Genomic DNA, 14,723 nt, shown 5'->3' with positions numbered 1-14,723 from the left:
CGTCCCCGGCTCGGCGGCGTCCGCCCGGGGTGCGGCCCCGGTGGGCGGCGTGGCGTCCGTCGTCGGCTCCGTCGTGGGCTCGGCCCCAGGCTCGGTGGCGGCCTGGTCCCCGGGGCCGGTCGGGGTGTCGGTCCCGGTCCCGGCCTCCGTCTCCGCTCCGGCCTCCGTCTCCGCTCCGGCCTCCGTCTCCGCTCCGGCCTCCGTCTCCGCTCCGGCCTCCGTCTCCGCTCCGGCCTGCGTCTCCGCTCCGGTTCCGGACCCCGCCGTGGCGGGCGTCCCGGTCTCGGTGGCGGACGCGGTGTCGGTCTCGGCGCCGGGGCCGGACGCGGCGTCCGTCTCCGCGCCCGTTCCGGAGGTGGCCCCGGCGGTGGGGTCCGCCCCGGTCTCCGGCTCCGCCTGCGCGGTCGGCCCGGCCTCGGACGCGGCCTCGCCCTCGGTCCCGGACGCGGTGTCGGGGGCGGTCTCGGTCCCCGTCTCCGCTTCGGCCTCAAGGTGCGCCGTGGCGGGCGTCCCGGTCCCGGTCCCGGTGGCGGACACGGTGTCGGCCTCGGCACCCGACCCGGACGCGGTCCCCGACGCGGCCTCGGCGGCCGTCTCCGTCTCCGCCCCGGCCGCCGCCTCGGCAGCGGCCCCGGGTGCCGGGTCCCCCGTGCCGGTCTCCGGCGCCTCGTCGGCGGCCGGTCCGGCCCCGGCGGAGGTCGCGGTCCCGGTCGCGGCGGGCTTCGGCTCGGCCGGGGCGTTGTCCGGGGACTCCGCGGGCTTCGGCACCGCGATGCGGGCGAAGGCCGCGGTGACGAGCTCGTGCTCCCCGGCCTGCTCGTCGTCGGAGGCCGGACGCGGCTCGGGGAGCGCGGCCCCGGCACCGGCGTCCGCCGGGCCCCCGGCCCGCGCGGCCGGGACGGTCGCCGCGTCGGTCGCCGCACCGGCGGCGCCGTCCGCGTCGGGGCCGGCCGCCTCCGAGGGGGCCGCGGACTGGGACGGGAGCTGCGGTGCCGGCTCCGGCGTCGCACCCTCCGCCTCGGCGGCGCGTGCCTTGCGTGACCGGCCGAACGCGTTCCGCAGGAGAGTGAGAATGCCCATGTGCGCAACCCTTCGCTGAGGTGAAGCCGTCAATCCCTGGCCAGGACGGACACGTAAGGTTAGCGGCCCCGGCTTGTGATCTTGTGCAGGGTCTGCCATGAATCCGGGGATACGTCAAGGACGGAACGCGTCCGGGCACCCCCGCTCCCTCGGGCCGGGACGCGTTCACCCGGCGTTCACCCCACCGCCCGGTCCCCGCACGGCCGCGCCCCTACCGTCGCGCTGACACCCCAAGCGCATCCGAGGGCACCCAGGGAGAACACCGTGCGCAAGCCGCTGCCGTTGATCGGAACCCCGTCCGGAACCCACCCCGGTGGCCGGTCCGCCATGACCTGCCGTTTCCGGTGCGGTGACGCCTGCTTCCACGAGGTCCCCAACACCAGTTCCAACGAGTACGTCGGCGATGTCATCGCCGGTGCCCTCAGTCGCCGTTCGATGATGCGCGCCGCGGCCGTCGTCACCGTCGCCGCGGCCGGGGCCGGAGCGGCGGGCGTGGCCGCGGCACCGTCGGCGCAGGCCGCGCCGGTGGCCGGAAAGGGCCCCCGCCACCCGCACCCGGAGCCGCCGGCGCGGGAGGCCGCGCGGGGGCTGCGCTTCACCCCCGTCGCCCCCAACACCCGGGACGCGGTCGTCGTCCCGGAGGGGCACCGGCAGGGCGTCGTGATCCGCTGGGGCGAGCCCATCCTGCGCGGGGCGCCCGCCTTCGACCCGGACCGGCAGAGCGCGCGGGCGCAGGCCGGGCAGTTCGGGTACAACAACGACTACCTCGCCCTGCTGCCGGTGCGCGGTGAGCGGGGCCGCCAACTCCTCGTCGCCAACCACGAGTACACCAACGAGGTACTCATGTTCCGGGGTTACGACCCCGGGAACCCGACCCGCGAGCAGGTCGAGATCGCCTGGGCCGCGCACGGCCTGTCCGCCGTGGTGGTCGAGGAGGACCGCCGCACGGGCCGCCTCACGCCCGTCCCCCGGCATGTCCTGAACCGCAGGGTCACCGCCACCACGCCGTTCCTGCTGACCGGCCCCGCGGCCGGGTCCGACCTGGTGCGCACCTCCGCCGACCGCTCCGGCACCCGGGTGCTGGGCACCCTCAACAACTGCTCCGGCGGCACCACCCCGTGGGGCACCACGCTGCACGGCGAGGAGAACTTCAACCAGTACTTCGCCAACGGCGGCAGCGCCACCGACAAGCGCTACGGCATCGGCGGCGGGGCCACCGAGCGCAAGTGGGAGCGCTTCGACAAGCGGTTCGACGTGTCCCGGGAGCCCAACGAGGTGCACCGCTTCGGCTACGTCGTCGAGTTCGACCCGTACGACCCCGACTCCACGCCCCGCAAGCACACCCTCCTCGGGCGCTTCAAGCACGAGGCGGCCACCGTGCGGATGACGCGGGACGGGCGCCCCGTCGTCTACACCGGCGACGACGAGCGCTTCGACTACTTCTACAAGTTCGTCGGCGGCAAGCGGATGCGGCACGGCAACGGCCGCGGCGTCCGCGAGCACAACCTGTCGCTGCTGGACGAGGGCACCCTCTACGTGGCCCGGCTGACCGGCGACTCCCCGGCCGTGGACATCGACGGCAGCGGCAGACTGCCCCGGGACGGCGAGTTCGACGGCAGCGGCCGGTGGATCCCGCTGGTCACCGCGACCGCGCGGGGCGCCGTCTCGCACGTCGAGGGGATGACGGCCGAGGAGGTCTGCGTCTTCACGCGGCTGGCCGGGGACAGGGTCGGCGCGACCAAGATGGACCGTCCCGAGGACATCGAGCCCTCGCCGCGCAGCGGCAAGGTGTACGTCGCCCTCACCAACAACAGCAACCGCGGCAAGGCCGGGTACGCCGGTCCGGACGAGGCCAACCCGCGCAACGGCAACAAGCACGGGCACATCCTGGAGCTGACGGAGCGCTTCGGCCGGGCCGAGAGCCTCACGTTCGCCTGGTCGCTGTTCCTGGTGGCCGGTGACCCGCAGGACCCGTCGACGTACTTCGCGGGCTTCCCGAAGGAGGCCGTCAGCCCGATCTCCTGCCCGGACAACGTCGCCTTCGACGACCACGGCAACCTGTGGATCTCCACCGACGGCAACGCGCTCGGCACCCACGACGGCCTGTTCGGCGTGGCCACCCAGGGGCCGCGGCGCGGTGAGCTGAAGCAGTTCCTCACCGTGCCGACCGGGGCGGAGACCTGCGGGCCACTGGTCCAGGACCGGCGGGTGCTGGTCGCGGTGCAGCACCCGGGCGAGCTGGACGGCGCCTCGGTGGAGCGCCCGGCCAGTACCTGGCCCGACGGTCCGGGGCGGATCGTGCGTCCGTCGGTGGTGGCGGTGTGGCGCGCGGACGGCCGCGACATCGGCGTCTGACCCGGCGGCCCCGGGACGGGGGCGGGCCCGGGGGCCGAAGGCACCGGGGCCGGGAGACGGGGGCCGGGGACGGGGGGTCAGAGGCGGGCGCGGGTGGGCCGGGCGGGGGCCGGTCCGGGGCCCGGGGGAGCGGCGGGCGGGCGGTGGCGGGGGGCCCGCCCGCGGCGGCCGGTGAGCCAGGAGGCCAGCGCCACCGTCAGCCCGAGGGCGACGAGCAGCCAGGAGGCGGTGCGCAGGGTCGCGGTGAGGGCGTCGTAGACGGCGCCCGCGGCGGGGCCGTCCACCGCGCCGGGCAGTCCGGCCAGGGTGAGCCGCCGCCCCGCGAGCACGGCGAGGGCGAGCAGTCCCCCGCCGGCGGCGGTGCCGAGACCGGTGGCCGCGACGGCGCGGCGGCGGTGGGCCGCCACCGCGATTCCGGTGGCGGCGAAGACGACGGCGGCGAGCGGCAGCCAGAAGGCGGCGACGTCGAGCACCTGGTAGCCCTTTCTGAGCCGGTCCACCTCGTGGGCCGGGAGCACGGTGAAGGCGGTGTGCCGGACGGGGATGCGGCGGGCCAGGCTCACGTGGTCCTCGGCGAGCGCGTCCCGGACGCGGGCGGTGACGGGGGCCAGGTCGAGGGTGACCGGGCGGCCCGCGGCCCGGTCGTCGCGCAGGGCGTCCAGCACGGTGTCGTGGAGGGTCCGGTTGGCGGCGTCCCAGCCCGCGCGGAAGGCGTCGGTGCGGGTGAAGGACCGCGCGGCGTCGTGCACGAAGAGGCGCACCGCCTCGTGCGCCGGTACGGCCCCGACCTGGGCGAGGACCCCTTCGCCCATGGTGTCGGCGACGGCGTCCCGGACGTCGGGGTCGGTGGCCAGCGGCGCCATCGCGGAGACGTAGCGTCCGGTGTCGGCCAGCCCGTACGCCGCCCAGGCGGCCAGCGCGCCGCACGGGGCGAGCAGACAGGCGAGGACGGTCAGCAGGGCCGACAGGGCGCTCCGGAGACGAGGGGGCACCCTCCCAGGCAAGGCCGCCGGGGCGGCGCGGGCGAGCGGCGTGCCTGCAAGTGGCGTACGCCCCGGACCGAACGGGCGCGCCGGGCGGTGACGGGGCCGGCGGCGGGGCCCGGCGGCCACGCGGGGGCGGGGCGCGGACGCGGACGCGGCTCCGGGGGCGGGCCGGGGCCGGGCGGTGCGTGCGGGCGGGTGCCGGCCGGGTCCGTGTGCCGCACCGCCGCGGGCGGCGGATTGTCACTCGTAGGGGTGGCGTCCCGTACGGGGTGTTGCCGCCCGGGGACGTTCCCGGCGCAAGGGGCCCCAGTACGGGCCGTTCCGGTGCGAGAGGCGGCCCGCGGGGACGGGGACGGTCACCGGCGGTGCCGTGGCGAGGGGCCCCGGTCCCGCGGGGGAGCCGGGGCCCGGCGCCGGAGGCCGGGGCGGGCCGGTGACCGAGGTGCCGTCGGGGCGGCGTCGGCGGTGGCGGTGTGCGCGGGGCGCGTGACGCGCGCGGGGTGCGTGGTGCGTGGTGCGCGCGGCGCGGTCCCGGCGCGGATGGGCCCCGGTACCGGGCCGGGCGGGTCCACGCGGTGCCCGGTGCCGGGGGCGGAGCCACGCCGTGCCGCGTCGTGCCCGGGAGGCGCGGGGGCGGGCGGCGCCGGGCAACGGGCGGGCAGGGGGCGGCCGGGATCAGGGGATGTGGTGCCCCCGGGCGTCCTCGTGGGTGTAGTAGCGGTAGAACAGCCCGAGGAAGACCGCCCCGCCCACGATCAGGGACACCACCACGCAGGTGATCATGCCCACGCCGCTCTGGGCGTAGAGGAACCCCAGGGCGCTGCCCGCGAAGGCGCCCCACAGCACCGCGTGCCCCTCGCGGGGCAGCCGGGAGGCCACCGCCCCGATCACCGCGCACAGGATGACGAACGCCAGGGCCGTCATGAAGCCGAAGAGCAGGTTGCGGCCGGTGATGGGGCCGCCGAAGCGGCGTATGGTGGCCGCCCAGTAGCCGTAGACCAGCCCGGCCGAGACGATGACCGTCCACCGTGCCACCAGATGGGCGCGTGCGCTGAAGACGTCGGGCAGCGGGCGCGGGCGGTTGCGGACCGCCGTCGCGGGCTTCGGTGCCGCGTGAGCCATGAGAGCGCTCCTCTCCTCGACCCCCGTCCCCTCCAGGGCACACCCGCCCCGGCCGCCCGGCAAGTCAGGATGCGGGTGCCGGGGGCCCGTGGTTCGCTGGGGCCCGTGACGGGTGCCGACGACAGGCCGGTGGGCGGCGGGCGGCTGTTCGGCCGACTGGCCGGGGCCGCGCTCCGGGGCACCGCCGCGTCCCGGCGCGAGCTCTTCAGCGTCCGGGGGCGCAGCGTCGCCTGGATCTTCCCGCTGCTGCTGCTCGTCGGGATCGTGGCGGGCGACCTCGCCACCGGGGCGCTGGAGATCATCTCCTGGACGGTGCTGGTCCCCGGCATCGCCGCCGCCATCTGCGGGGTGCGCGCGACCGCCGTGTTCGCGGTCCTCGCGGTCCTCGTCTTCCTCCTCGCCAGCACCACCTGGCAGCACCGCTTCGAGACCGGGCTGCCCGGTCTGGTCCTCGTCGTCCTGGGCGGGGTCATCTCGGTGATGGCCTCCGCGTTCCGGGTGCGCGGCGAGCAGCGGATGCTGCACATGCGGGACATCGCGGACACCACCCGCCGGACGGTGCTGCGCCCGCTGCCGTCGGCGTGGGGCGGGCTCGACCACGCCGAGGTCTACCTCTCCTCGGACACCGAGGCCCGGGTCGGGGGCGACTTCTACGACATCCAGCCGGGCCCGCACGGCATCCGGGTGCTCCTCGGCGATGTGCAGGGCAAGGGGCTGGGGGCGGTGAGCACGGCGGCGGCGCTGCTCAGCACCTTCAGGGAGGCGGCGTACCACGAGGCGGACCTCGCCACCGTCGCCGGACGGCTGGAGACCCGGATGTACCGGCACCGCGCGTACACGGCCGCGCTCGGCCGGTCCGACGGCGACCGGTTCGCCACCGCCGTGCTGATCGGCTTCGCGCGGGGGACGCCCGACGCGGTGGAGACCGTCGTCTTCGGCCACGAACCCCCGCTGGCGGTGGGCCCCGGCGGGGTGCGGGCGCTGCCGGTGGTGGGCGGGCTGCCGCTGGGGCTCGGCGACCTCGCCCCGGGACGGCCCGCGCCGGTGCGGCGGCTGGAGCTGGCGCCGGAGGAGACGCTGTTGATGTTCACCGACGGGGTGACCGAGGCCCGCGACGCCGAGGGCCGCTTCTACCCGCTGGCCGACGACGTCGCCCGCGCTCTCGCCGCGGACCCCGGGACGGCCGCGCCGGTCCGCCTGGTCGCCCATGTCCGCGACGCCACGCTGCGGCACTGCGGGGGACGGCTGTCCGACGACACCACGATCTTCGCCGTGCGCCGGACGATCCCCGGCGGCGCCCCGGACGTCCCCGGCATCGGCGTCGGCGCGGGCCGCACGACGGGCCCGTGGGACGACGGGGACGGCCCCGTCGCGGCCCGCTGACGACCGGCGGCCCGGCCCGCCCGGTCGGACGTGAGCCCGAGCGTCCCGGCGGGAGCCCGGCGGCCCCGGCGGGAGCCCGGGTGCCGTCGGTCGCGGCTGTCCTGTCCGCTCCGACTGTGTCGCTGGTCGCGGCTGTCCTGTCCGCCCCGACTGTGTCGCCGGTCGCGGCTGTCCTGTCCGCCCCGACCGTGTCGCTGGTCCCGGGCCGCCCTGCCGGTCCCGGCCGCATCGTCGGCCCTGGCCGTCCCACCCGGTGGCTCGTCCCTTGTCGGCGGGCTCCCGCACCGCCGTCCGGCTCCGGACCGCGCGGGTCGGGGGGCGCGCGTACGGGTCCGGTCCTGTGCGGTGCGGTGGTTCTCGGTGGCGGCTTTCGCGGCGCCGTCCGGCTCGGGACCGTGTGGGTCCGGGGTCTCCTGTGAGGGTTCCGTCCGGGGTCGTGGGCCGGGGGCGTGTGTACGGGCCGGTTCTGTCCGTGCGGTGGTTCTCGGTGGCGGCTTTCGCGGCGCCGTCCGGCACTGGGCGGCGTGGGTGCGGGCGCGCGTGCAGGTCCCGTTCCGCCCGGGGCCGTGCCGTGCGGTCCGGCTCCGGTGGCCCGACCGGTGCCCCGACCGGTGGCCCGGCCCGCGGCCGCTCCGCCTCCGCGGGAGCCTGTGCCGGTCCCCGCCCGGGACCCGGAGCGCATCGCCACGGGACCCGTCCGTCCCACCGACGTGCCGGTGGCCCTCGTGGCGGGCGCCGTCGCCGTCTCCCGGCGCGGGGCGCACGGCTCCCGGCCCCGCCCGCGCCGGGCCCCGCGCCACCCCGCACCGCCCGCCGGCCCCGTTCCGCCCCGCCGGGGGGCCACCCCCAGGCGTGGGTTCGGCCGGTGTGGGCGGTGCGGGGCCGGCGGAGCCGTTACCGTGCAGACGTGGGTGATCTACAGGGGGGAACGCACATGCCAGGGACCGCGCTGCTCCTCGCGGCGTCGCCGGCGGGCAGGGGCCGCCTGGTGGACGCCGCCTCGGTGCTCCCCGTCCTCGCGGCCGTGCCGCCCGCCGTGCTGGCGGGCACCGACACCGCGAACGTCGTCGAACTGGCCGATCCGCTGGAACCGCAGGCCGTGCTCACCCGGCTGCGGGCGGCGGCCGCGGCCCCCGGCCCGCTGACCGTCTACGTCACCGGCCAGCTCCAGCTCGACCGCCGCCAGCGCCTGCCGCACCTCGCGCTCGCCCGCACCACCGCGGCCAACGTCCGCTACACCGCGCTCCCCTGGCACTGGATCAGGGAGGAGCTGCGGCTGCGGCCCGGCGGCGCCACCACCCTGCTGCTCGATCTGCGCGCCGACCGGGAGACCTGGGCGTGGCTGCGCGAGCACCCCTTCGACTCGGGTCCCCACCACGCCGTCTACGGGCGGATCGGGCCGCCCCCGCCCCGGCGGTCACCGGCGGCGCCGTCGTACATGCGCGGGATCGCCGCGGTGCTGCGGGGCGGGCGGCGGCCCCCGGTGGAGCGGCTGCACGCGGAGGCGCTGGAGCGGGCCGCCGCCGAGGACGCGGCCACCGGGACGGACCTGCTGCTCGCCGGGCCGGGGACGGTGCCCGGCGATCCGCACGCGGCCATCGCCGACGCCGTCCGGGACGGGCGGCACGCCGACGCCGACGGACTGGCCGCGCGGTACGAGGCGGACGCCGCCGGGACGCACGGGCCGCACGCCGAGGAGACGCTGCACTGGACGGAGGTCCGGGCCGACCTGGCGATGCTGGCCGGGGACCCGGTGCGCAGCTGCCGCGCCTGGCTCACGGTGGCCGGGGCCCGGCTCGACGCGGGCCAGGCGCCCGGGACGCCCGCCGTGGAGGCCGCCGCCGACCGGGCCCACCACCAGTGGGGCCGGATCGGGGACCCGGCGGCGGCCCGCGAACTGGGCGCCGCGCTGGCGGCGCTGCGCGGCCGGGTGCCCGGCCGCCACGAGGGAGCGCTGGCCCATGTGCGGCGCGAACTGGGCCGGTTGGGAATCCCGGGCTGAGGCGGCGCCGACGCGGGCGCGGGCGTACGCCGGTCCCGTCCGGGCCCGGGGGTCGCCGCGGGGCAGGAGCCATCGGCCGCGGGGCGACGGACCGCGGGCGCGGCCGGAGCGGCGCGGGCGCGCCGACGGGCCCGCGCCGCCCGTGCGCGGCGCGGGCGTACGGCGCACGGGCCGCGGCGCGGGCCTACGGGGAACGGCCGGGACGCCGACCGCCGCCGCACGCGCGGCGGGAGACCGGTGGGGATGCCTACGGGCCGCCGCGCACCCCCCGGCGGGGAGGGGCTCCGGCCGGCGGGGCGGGGCTCCGGCGGGTCGCCCGGCCTACGCGGACGGGCCGGCGCTGCCCGTGGGGGTGGGCCAGGTACCGGGTCCCTGCTCGGTCACCTGCTCGACCTGGCCGCCGCTGCCGGAGGGCGGTTCGGCCCGTGCTCCCGCCGGGCCCATGGTGGCGGCCAGGACCAGCGCGGCCACCGCCGCGACGGCGGCGGCGAGACCTCTGGCGTAGCGTTCGGTGCTGCGGATGCGGTCGAGCACGGGGGCGGGTCCTTCGCGGATCGGATCACTGTGGGGGGTGGTGTCCGCGGTTAAGCGGGCTTAATCCGCCGATTAACCTAGGGCGGTCGCCGCCGGACGGCAAGAGGCACAGGGGAGTTGGCAGTGGGTGACCGCGACGACCGCGAGGTCATCGGACGCCGGGTGCAACGGCTGCGCGCGGAACGCGGCATGACACAGCGGCAGTTGGCGGAGCCGGCGTACACGCCCGCCTACATCTCGACCCTGGAGGCCGGCCGGGTCCGCCCGTCCGACGAGGCGCTGCGGCACCTGGCGGAGCGGCTCGGCGTCGGCTACGACGAACTGGCCACCGGGCGCCCGGCCCGGCTCGCCACCGAACTGCGGCTGCGGCTGACCGGGGCGCACCACGCGCTCGCCTCCGGTGACGCCGCCCTGGCGGCCGGGGAGTACGCGGCGCTGCTGGCGGAGGCGGAGGCGCACGGGCTGGAGGAGGAGCGGGCCGCCGCGCTGACCGGGCTGGGCGAGTGCGCGCTGGAGACCGGCGAACCGGCCGACGCGCGGGGGTACTTCGAGCGGGCCGAGGAGTGCCTGGCGGGGGCGCCGCTGCCCGCGCGGGTCCCGGCGCTGCGCGGCCGCGCGGTCGCCCACCAGCTCGCCGGTGAACTCCGTTACGCCGTGCACCTGATGGAGTCCGCCCTGGACGAGCTCAACCGGGGCGGGCTGCACGACCCGGACGCGCTGCTGCTGCTCTACTCCGGTGTCATCGGCCCCTACATGGACCTGGGCGCCCACGCGCGCGCCGCCGAGGCCGCCGAGTTCGCCCTCGCCCTCGCGCCCCGGGCGGGCGATCCGGCTCTGGTGGCCCGCATGCACCGGTCCGTCGCCGGGACGCTGCTCGCCGAGGGGCGGCTGGCCGAGGCGGACGCCTCGCTGGCCAAGGCGGCGGAGCTGTACCGCGAGCTGCGGCTGCGCACCGAGCTGGCCAACTGCCACTGGATGCGCGGCCACGTGCACGCGCGCAACGGCGAACTGGCGCGCGCGGAGGCCGAGTTGCGCCGGGCGCTGGAGATGCTCCCGACGGCCCGGCCGCACCACTGCCGCGGCCGGGCCGCCGTGGAGCTGGCCGACGTCCTGCGCCGGGACGACCGCCCGGAGGAGGCGGCGGAGCTGCTGCGCTCGGTGCTGGACGGGCTGTCGCCCCGCTGCGGCACCCCGCACGCGGCGGGCGTCCACCGGCTGCTGGGCCTCCTCGCGGAGGAGGCCGGGGACGGCGGGGCGGCCGAGGAGCACTATGTGCGCGCGCTCGGGCTGCTGGAGCGGGGCGGTTCCGCGTCCTCCGCCGGTGAACTGGCGTTCCTGTGCCGACTGCTGGGCGATCTGCGGCGCCGCGCGGGCCGGACGGAGGCGGCGATGGACGCCTACCGGACCGGCCTCGGCCACTGCATGGCGCCGGACGAGACCCCGCTCGGCCCGGCGCCCGCGCCCCCGCCGCTCTGAGCGGACGGCCGGCGGGCCGGACCGGCGGACGCGGTCGCCGGTCGCGGTCGCCGGTCGCGGGCACGGCGGGCGCCGGGAGCGGTGCACGGGAACGGGCACGGGCGGGCGCGGGCGCGAGTGGTGCGGGGTTCAGTCGTCGAAGGTGACGACGGCCCGGCCGCGCAGGGTCCCGTCGCGCAGCGCCCCGTACGCCTCCTCGATCCGGGAGAAGGGGAAGAGGTCGACGTTGTTGCGGATCCGGCCGCTGCCGGCGAGCGTCAGCACCTCCCGCACATCGGCGATACCGCTGCCCTGGAAGGTGAAGACCTCGCCGTCACGGGGCAGTCCGCCGTACCAGGGGGCCTGGAGGCGGCCCATGGCGGCGCCGACGAGCCCGTAGGCGCCCCCGGGGCGGACGGCGGCGGTGCCGGTGGCGATGGTGGCGTCCACGCCGACGAAGTCCAGCACCGCGTCCGCGCCGTACCCGTCGGTGAGGGCGCGGATCCGCCCGGCGGTCTCCTCGTCGGTGCCCACGAGCGTGTGGTGCGCGCCCAGCTCGCGGGCCACCTCCAGACGGGCCGCGTCGGTGTCGACGGCGACCACGTCGGCGCCGGTGAGCAGCCGCAGGTACTGCACGGCGAAGGCGCCGAGGCCGCCCGTGCCGATGACGACGGCGGTGCCGCCGGGGCGGACGCGGGGCAGGGCGCGGCGCACGGCGTGGTAGGAGGTGGCACCGGCGTCGGTGAGCGGACCGGCGGTGCGCGGGTCGAGGCCGCCCAGCGGCAGCAGTCCGCGCGGGTCGTCGACGAGGACGTACTCGGCGAGCCCGCCGTCCCGTCCGAAGCCGCGCCCGGCGGGGGCGTTGGGGCAGTTGTTGTCCTGGCCCCGGACGCAGAAGGAACAGGTGCCGCAGGAGGCGGGGGAGACCAGCGCCACCGCGTCGCCGGGGGCGAAGCCGGTGACGCCGGGGCCGAGTTCGGCGATGTGCCCGGCGGTCTCGTGGCCGAGGGTGAAGGGCATGCTCCAGCCGATGGCGCGGCCGGTCTCGGCGGGCATGGCCAGCATGGTGAAGTCGGAGTGGCACAGGCCGCATCCGGCCACCTTCACCAGGACCTGACCGGGCCCCGGCACCGGCACGGGGACCTCGACGACTTCGGCGGGGTGCTCCCACTCGGGGATGCGGTACGCCTGCATGGTGCGGCTCACGGTGGTCACCGTCCTCATTCCTTGCCAACTGTGCCAAATCCGAGCGTAGTCACCGATTTCGCAGGACGTGTGCGGTGCCGACGTGAGAAACGCGGCATGGCGAAAGGCCTCGGGCCGGAGGTATAGCGCCCCTTTCCGGCACGGTCCGGCCCGCGGGGGGCTCGGTGCGGCGGCCGGGGCGCGGGGCCGGCGGTCGCCGGGAGGGGCGCCCGGGGAGGACGACGCTCCCTTTCGCCGACGGCCCGATCCCGCCGTCCGGCGGGCGCGTCCACCGGCGCGGCGGACCACCTGTGCAGCGGTGGACGGGCGCGGCGGACCGCCTGTGCGGCGGTGGACGGGTGCGGCGGACCGCCTGTGCGGCAGTCGACCGGCCGGGGGCCAGGGGCCCCTCGGCCGGACACCTTCGTGCGCCCGGCGGTCCGGCGCCGCGGCAGCCGTCGCGTTCCGTCGTCGGACGTCAGATGCTGGTGTGGCCGTGGCGGCGGGCCCGGGCCAGGCGGTCGGCGCCCGTCCCGACCGCCGTCCACGTGGTGCCGCCGTCGACCGGGCCGAGGGCGCCGTGGGTGAGGCCGAGGGCGTCGCCGCCGACCCGGGCCCCGGCGAGGTCGACGGTGAGGACGGTGGAGTCGTCGCCCACCGTCACCCGCACCCCCTGCCGGGCGTCCCCCGCCCCGGGCAGCCGGAGCGCGGCGACCCGGACATCGAGGGCGCCGCCGTGCGCGGTGGTGGCGCGGAACCGCCCGCAGGTCTCCGGCAGCCCGGCCAGCCAGGCCAGCGCCCGGTCCAGGTCGGCCGGGGCGCCGGAGACGATCCGGTGGTGCAGTTGGCCGCCGTCCACCGGGTCGTCCAGCGCGGCCGTCGCCCGGGGCGGTTCGGGGCCGAAGAGTTCCTCCGTGTACAGGACGTCGAGCAGTCGCCGGCAGTCGGGGTTCTCCGCGGTGCCCTTGAGCAGGCCGTCCCGCCAGGTCGCGGCGCCCGTGGTGGGCTCCCAGGGCTCTCCCAGGTCGTCCGCCGTGACCAGCGCGTCCCGTGCCTGGTCCGGGCCGAGCGCGGGCGGCGACGGCGCCGCCGCGGCCGGGGACCCGGGGCCCGGCGGGACGCTCGGCGCCGGGGGCCGCGGGCGCGGCGCCGCCCCGCCGCCGGTGGCGCAGCCCGCCGCCGGCGACAGCGCCGCCGCGAGCAGGACGGCGAGCAGTGGACGGGCGACCGGAAGACGGCGTGGCAAGGGTGCCTCCTGGGGACGGCCGGTGCGACGGGCGCCGCGCGGAACGATCAAGCACTCCCACGGCACCACCGCCACCAACGCCCCACCAGTGAGCGGGACCGTCCGGGTGACCCGGCCGGGGAGCACCGCCCGCCTGGCGGCACCGCGTCGCGGGCGGCGGGGCGTCGGCGCACGACCGCCGGTGCCCGGGGGCGTGCCGGGGCGGCGGGCGCCCTCCTGCGCGCGAGCGACGACATCCCCGACGCGCACGCCGAAGCGGCCCGGCGGCCCATGGCTCAGTAGCGGACCGCCCGGGCGACGTCGGCGCGCACGGAGCCGGAGAGGGGGCGGGTGCTGCGGGCGGTGGCCCGGCCGTTCTTCCCGGCTGGCACGTCGTGGACGAGCACGACGACGGTGTCGAGGGGGCGTCCGCCGTCCGCGGCGGTGAAGTCGACCTGGACGGCGAAGGACTTCTCGGAGGCGGCGGTGTTGCGGACGGTGACGGGCACGGTGGCGCGCCCCTCGCCGTCGGTGCCGGGGGTGCCCGTGCGGGTCTCGGAGCGGGCGTCGCCGCCCTGCCGGATGTCCGCCAGCCACCGCCCGGCCTCCGCCGTGGCCGAGGCGACGGCGTCCGCGCCCCGGGAGGCCAGCGAGGAGGCGGCCGACGCGGCGCGGCTCGCCGCCGACTCGGCCGGGTCGGGCGGCGGCCCGGAGTCCCCGCCGTTCCCGGAGCAGCCGGTCAGGACGGCGGCGGACAGCACCGCCGCGGCGAGCGTGCTCCGTCCGCGGTGACCGGCCATGCCGCCTCCCGGGGGCCTCGCGCGCTGGGTCGCCCCGCGCTGACGGACGCGCGGGTACCTCCAGTGAAGGCCCGGACCTCCCGGACCGCAGCCCGGGAGGTCCGGTGGTGATCAGACGTGGCCGGGGCCGCCGCTGCCGAAGGCTCCGCTGGAGCCGGGCACCCAGCGCGGCCGGTGCTGGTCGGGGGAGCGGCGGCTGGGCGAGTGGTGCAGTTCGTACGGCATCAGCCGGGTGGATCCGGAGGAGACGCGGACCACGTCGGGTTCGCGCACCTCCCGTTCCTCCACGACGGCGCCGGTGGGGGGCAGATGGGGCTGGTCCTGGGCGCGCGGCCGGGTCAGCTCCCGGTCCATGACGCGCATGCCGATGCGTACGGCCCAGATCAGCGCGCAGACGACGACCAGACCGCCGATGAGGAAGGCGCCCGTCGTTCCCAGCGCGGCCGATGAGGCCGCCAGGTCATACATTGCCGTACTCATGCTCCAAGTATCCCCCGAAAGGACGCAAAGAGTCCTTTATTGCCCGATTTGATCCTGAGTGTGCGGTGCCGGAGATCCCTTTCGGCCGTGGCCGGCCGGTCCGGGCGGAGCGCGGG

At 78.0% G+C, this 14,723-nt stretch carries 11 protein-coding genes and 1 pseudogene; 4 read left to right on the top strand and 8 right to left on the bottom strand.

Features of this window, described 5'->3' with window-relative positions:
- Nucleotides 1–1,080: pseudogene (locus GTY84_RS11290) on the bottom strand (MSCRAMM family adhesin SdrC); the annotation flags it as partial.
- Nucleotides 1,081–1,344: 264 nt separating this feature from the next.
- On the opposite strand from GTY84_RS11290, the gene GTY84_RS11285 reads away from it, so the two are divergent.
- The gene (locus GTY84_RS11285; protein WP_161226030.1) at nt 1,345–3,435 is read left to right on the top strand and encodes a PhoX family protein; all 2,091 of its coding nucleotides are present in this window, start codon (nt 1,345–1,347) and stop codon (nt 3,433–3,435) included.
- A gap of 77 nt (nt 3,436–3,512) precedes the next feature.
- Here GTY84_RS11285 and GTY84_RS11280 read toward each other — a convergent pair whose 3' ends face one another.
- Both GTY84_RS11280 and GTY84_RS11275 read right to left on the bottom strand, forming a co-directional pair.
- Nucleotides 3,513–4,427: a hypothetical protein gene (locus tag GTY84_RS11280; protein ID WP_161226029.1), complete on the bottom strand. Its 915-nt coding sequence runs from the start codon at nt 4,425–4,427 to the stop codon at nt 3,513–3,515.
- Between the two features lie 669 nt (nt 4,428–5,096).
- The gene (locus tag GTY84_RS11275; protein WP_161226028.1) at nt 5,097–5,543 is read right to left on the bottom strand and encodes a hypothetical protein; all 447 of its coding nucleotides are present in this window, start codon (nt 5,541–5,543) and stop codon (nt 5,097–5,099) included.
- Between the two features lie 105 nt (nt 5,544–5,648).
- Here GTY84_RS11275 and GTY84_RS11270 point away from each other — a divergent pair, with 105 nt between their 5' ends.
- On the top strand, nt 5,649–6,926 hold the full coding sequence (locus GTY84_RS11270; protein ID WP_345943405.1) for a PP2C family protein-serine/threonine phosphatase: 1,278 nt from the start codon (nt 5,649–5,651) through the stop codon (nt 6,924–6,926).
- A 934-nt stretch (nt 6,927–7,860) separates the two neighbouring features.
- On the top strand, nt 7,861–8,928 hold the full coding sequence (locus tag GTY84_RS11265; RefSeq protein WP_161226027.1) for a hypothetical protein: 1,068 nt from the start codon (nt 7,861–7,863) through the stop codon (nt 8,926–8,928).
- Nucleotides 8,929–9,249: 321 nt separating this feature from the next.
- Here the strand turns inward: GTY84_RS11265 and GTY84_RS32945 are convergent, their stop codons facing one another.
- Complete coding sequence (locus GTY84_RS32945) at nt 9,250–9,462, bottom strand: hypothetical protein (RefSeq protein ID WP_202550866.1); 213 nt, start codon at nt 9,460–9,462, stop codon at nt 9,250–9,252.
- A 123-nt stretch (nt 9,463–9,585) separates the two neighbouring features.
- Here GTY84_RS32945 and GTY84_RS11260 point away from each other — a divergent pair, with 123 nt between their 5' ends.
- Nucleotides 9,586–10,938 carry a helix-turn-helix domain-containing protein gene (locus GTY84_RS11260; protein WP_161226026.1) on the top strand — a complete coding sequence of 451 codons (1,353 nt, stop codon included), beginning with the start codon at nt 9,586–9,588 and terminating at the stop codon, nt 10,936–10,938.
- 129 nt (nt 10,939–11,067) lie between these two features.
- Here the strand turns inward: GTY84_RS11260 and GTY84_RS11255 are convergent, their stop codons facing one another.
- The 4 genes from GTY84_RS11255 to GTY84_RS11240 all read right to left on the bottom strand — a co-directional run bounded on the left by GTY84_RS11255 (nt 11,068) and on the right by GTY84_RS11240 (nt 14,607).
- The gene (locus GTY84_RS11255; RefSeq protein ID WP_345943404.1) at nt 11,068–12,132 is read right to left on the bottom strand and encodes an alcohol dehydrogenase catalytic domain-containing protein; all 1,065 of its coding nucleotides are present in this window, start codon (nt 12,130–12,132) and stop codon (nt 11,068–11,070) included.
- A 448-nt stretch (nt 12,133–12,580) separates the two neighbouring features.
- Nucleotides 12,581–13,348 (bottom strand): hypothetical protein, encoded by a 768-nt coding sequence (locus GTY84_RS11250; protein WP_161226025.1) that lies wholly within the window; start codon nt 13,346–13,348, stop codon nt 12,581–12,583.
- 275 nt (nt 13,349–13,623) lie between these two features.
- Nucleotides 13,624–14,127 carry a hypothetical protein gene (locus tag GTY84_RS11245; RefSeq protein ID WP_161226024.1) on the bottom strand — a complete coding sequence of 168 codons (504 nt, stop codon included), beginning with the start codon at nt 14,125–14,127 and terminating at the stop codon, nt 13,624–13,626.
- A gap of 111 nt (nt 14,128–14,238) precedes the next feature.
- Complete coding sequence (locus GTY84_RS11240; RefSeq protein WP_161226023.1) at nt 14,239–14,607, bottom strand: DUF6479 family protein; 369 nt, start codon at nt 14,605–14,607, stop codon at nt 14,239–14,241.
- Nucleotides 14,608–14,723: the final 116 nt, after the last annotated feature.

The organism is Streptomyces sp. SID8352 (assembly GCF_009862265.1).
In the GTDB taxonomy this organism is placed as follows: Bacteria; Actinomycetota; Actinomycetes; order Streptomycetales; family Streptomycetaceae; genus Streptomyces.
Note: the sequence above shows the minus strand (reverse complement) of the source record. Positions and strands in the feature narration are given on the sequence as shown.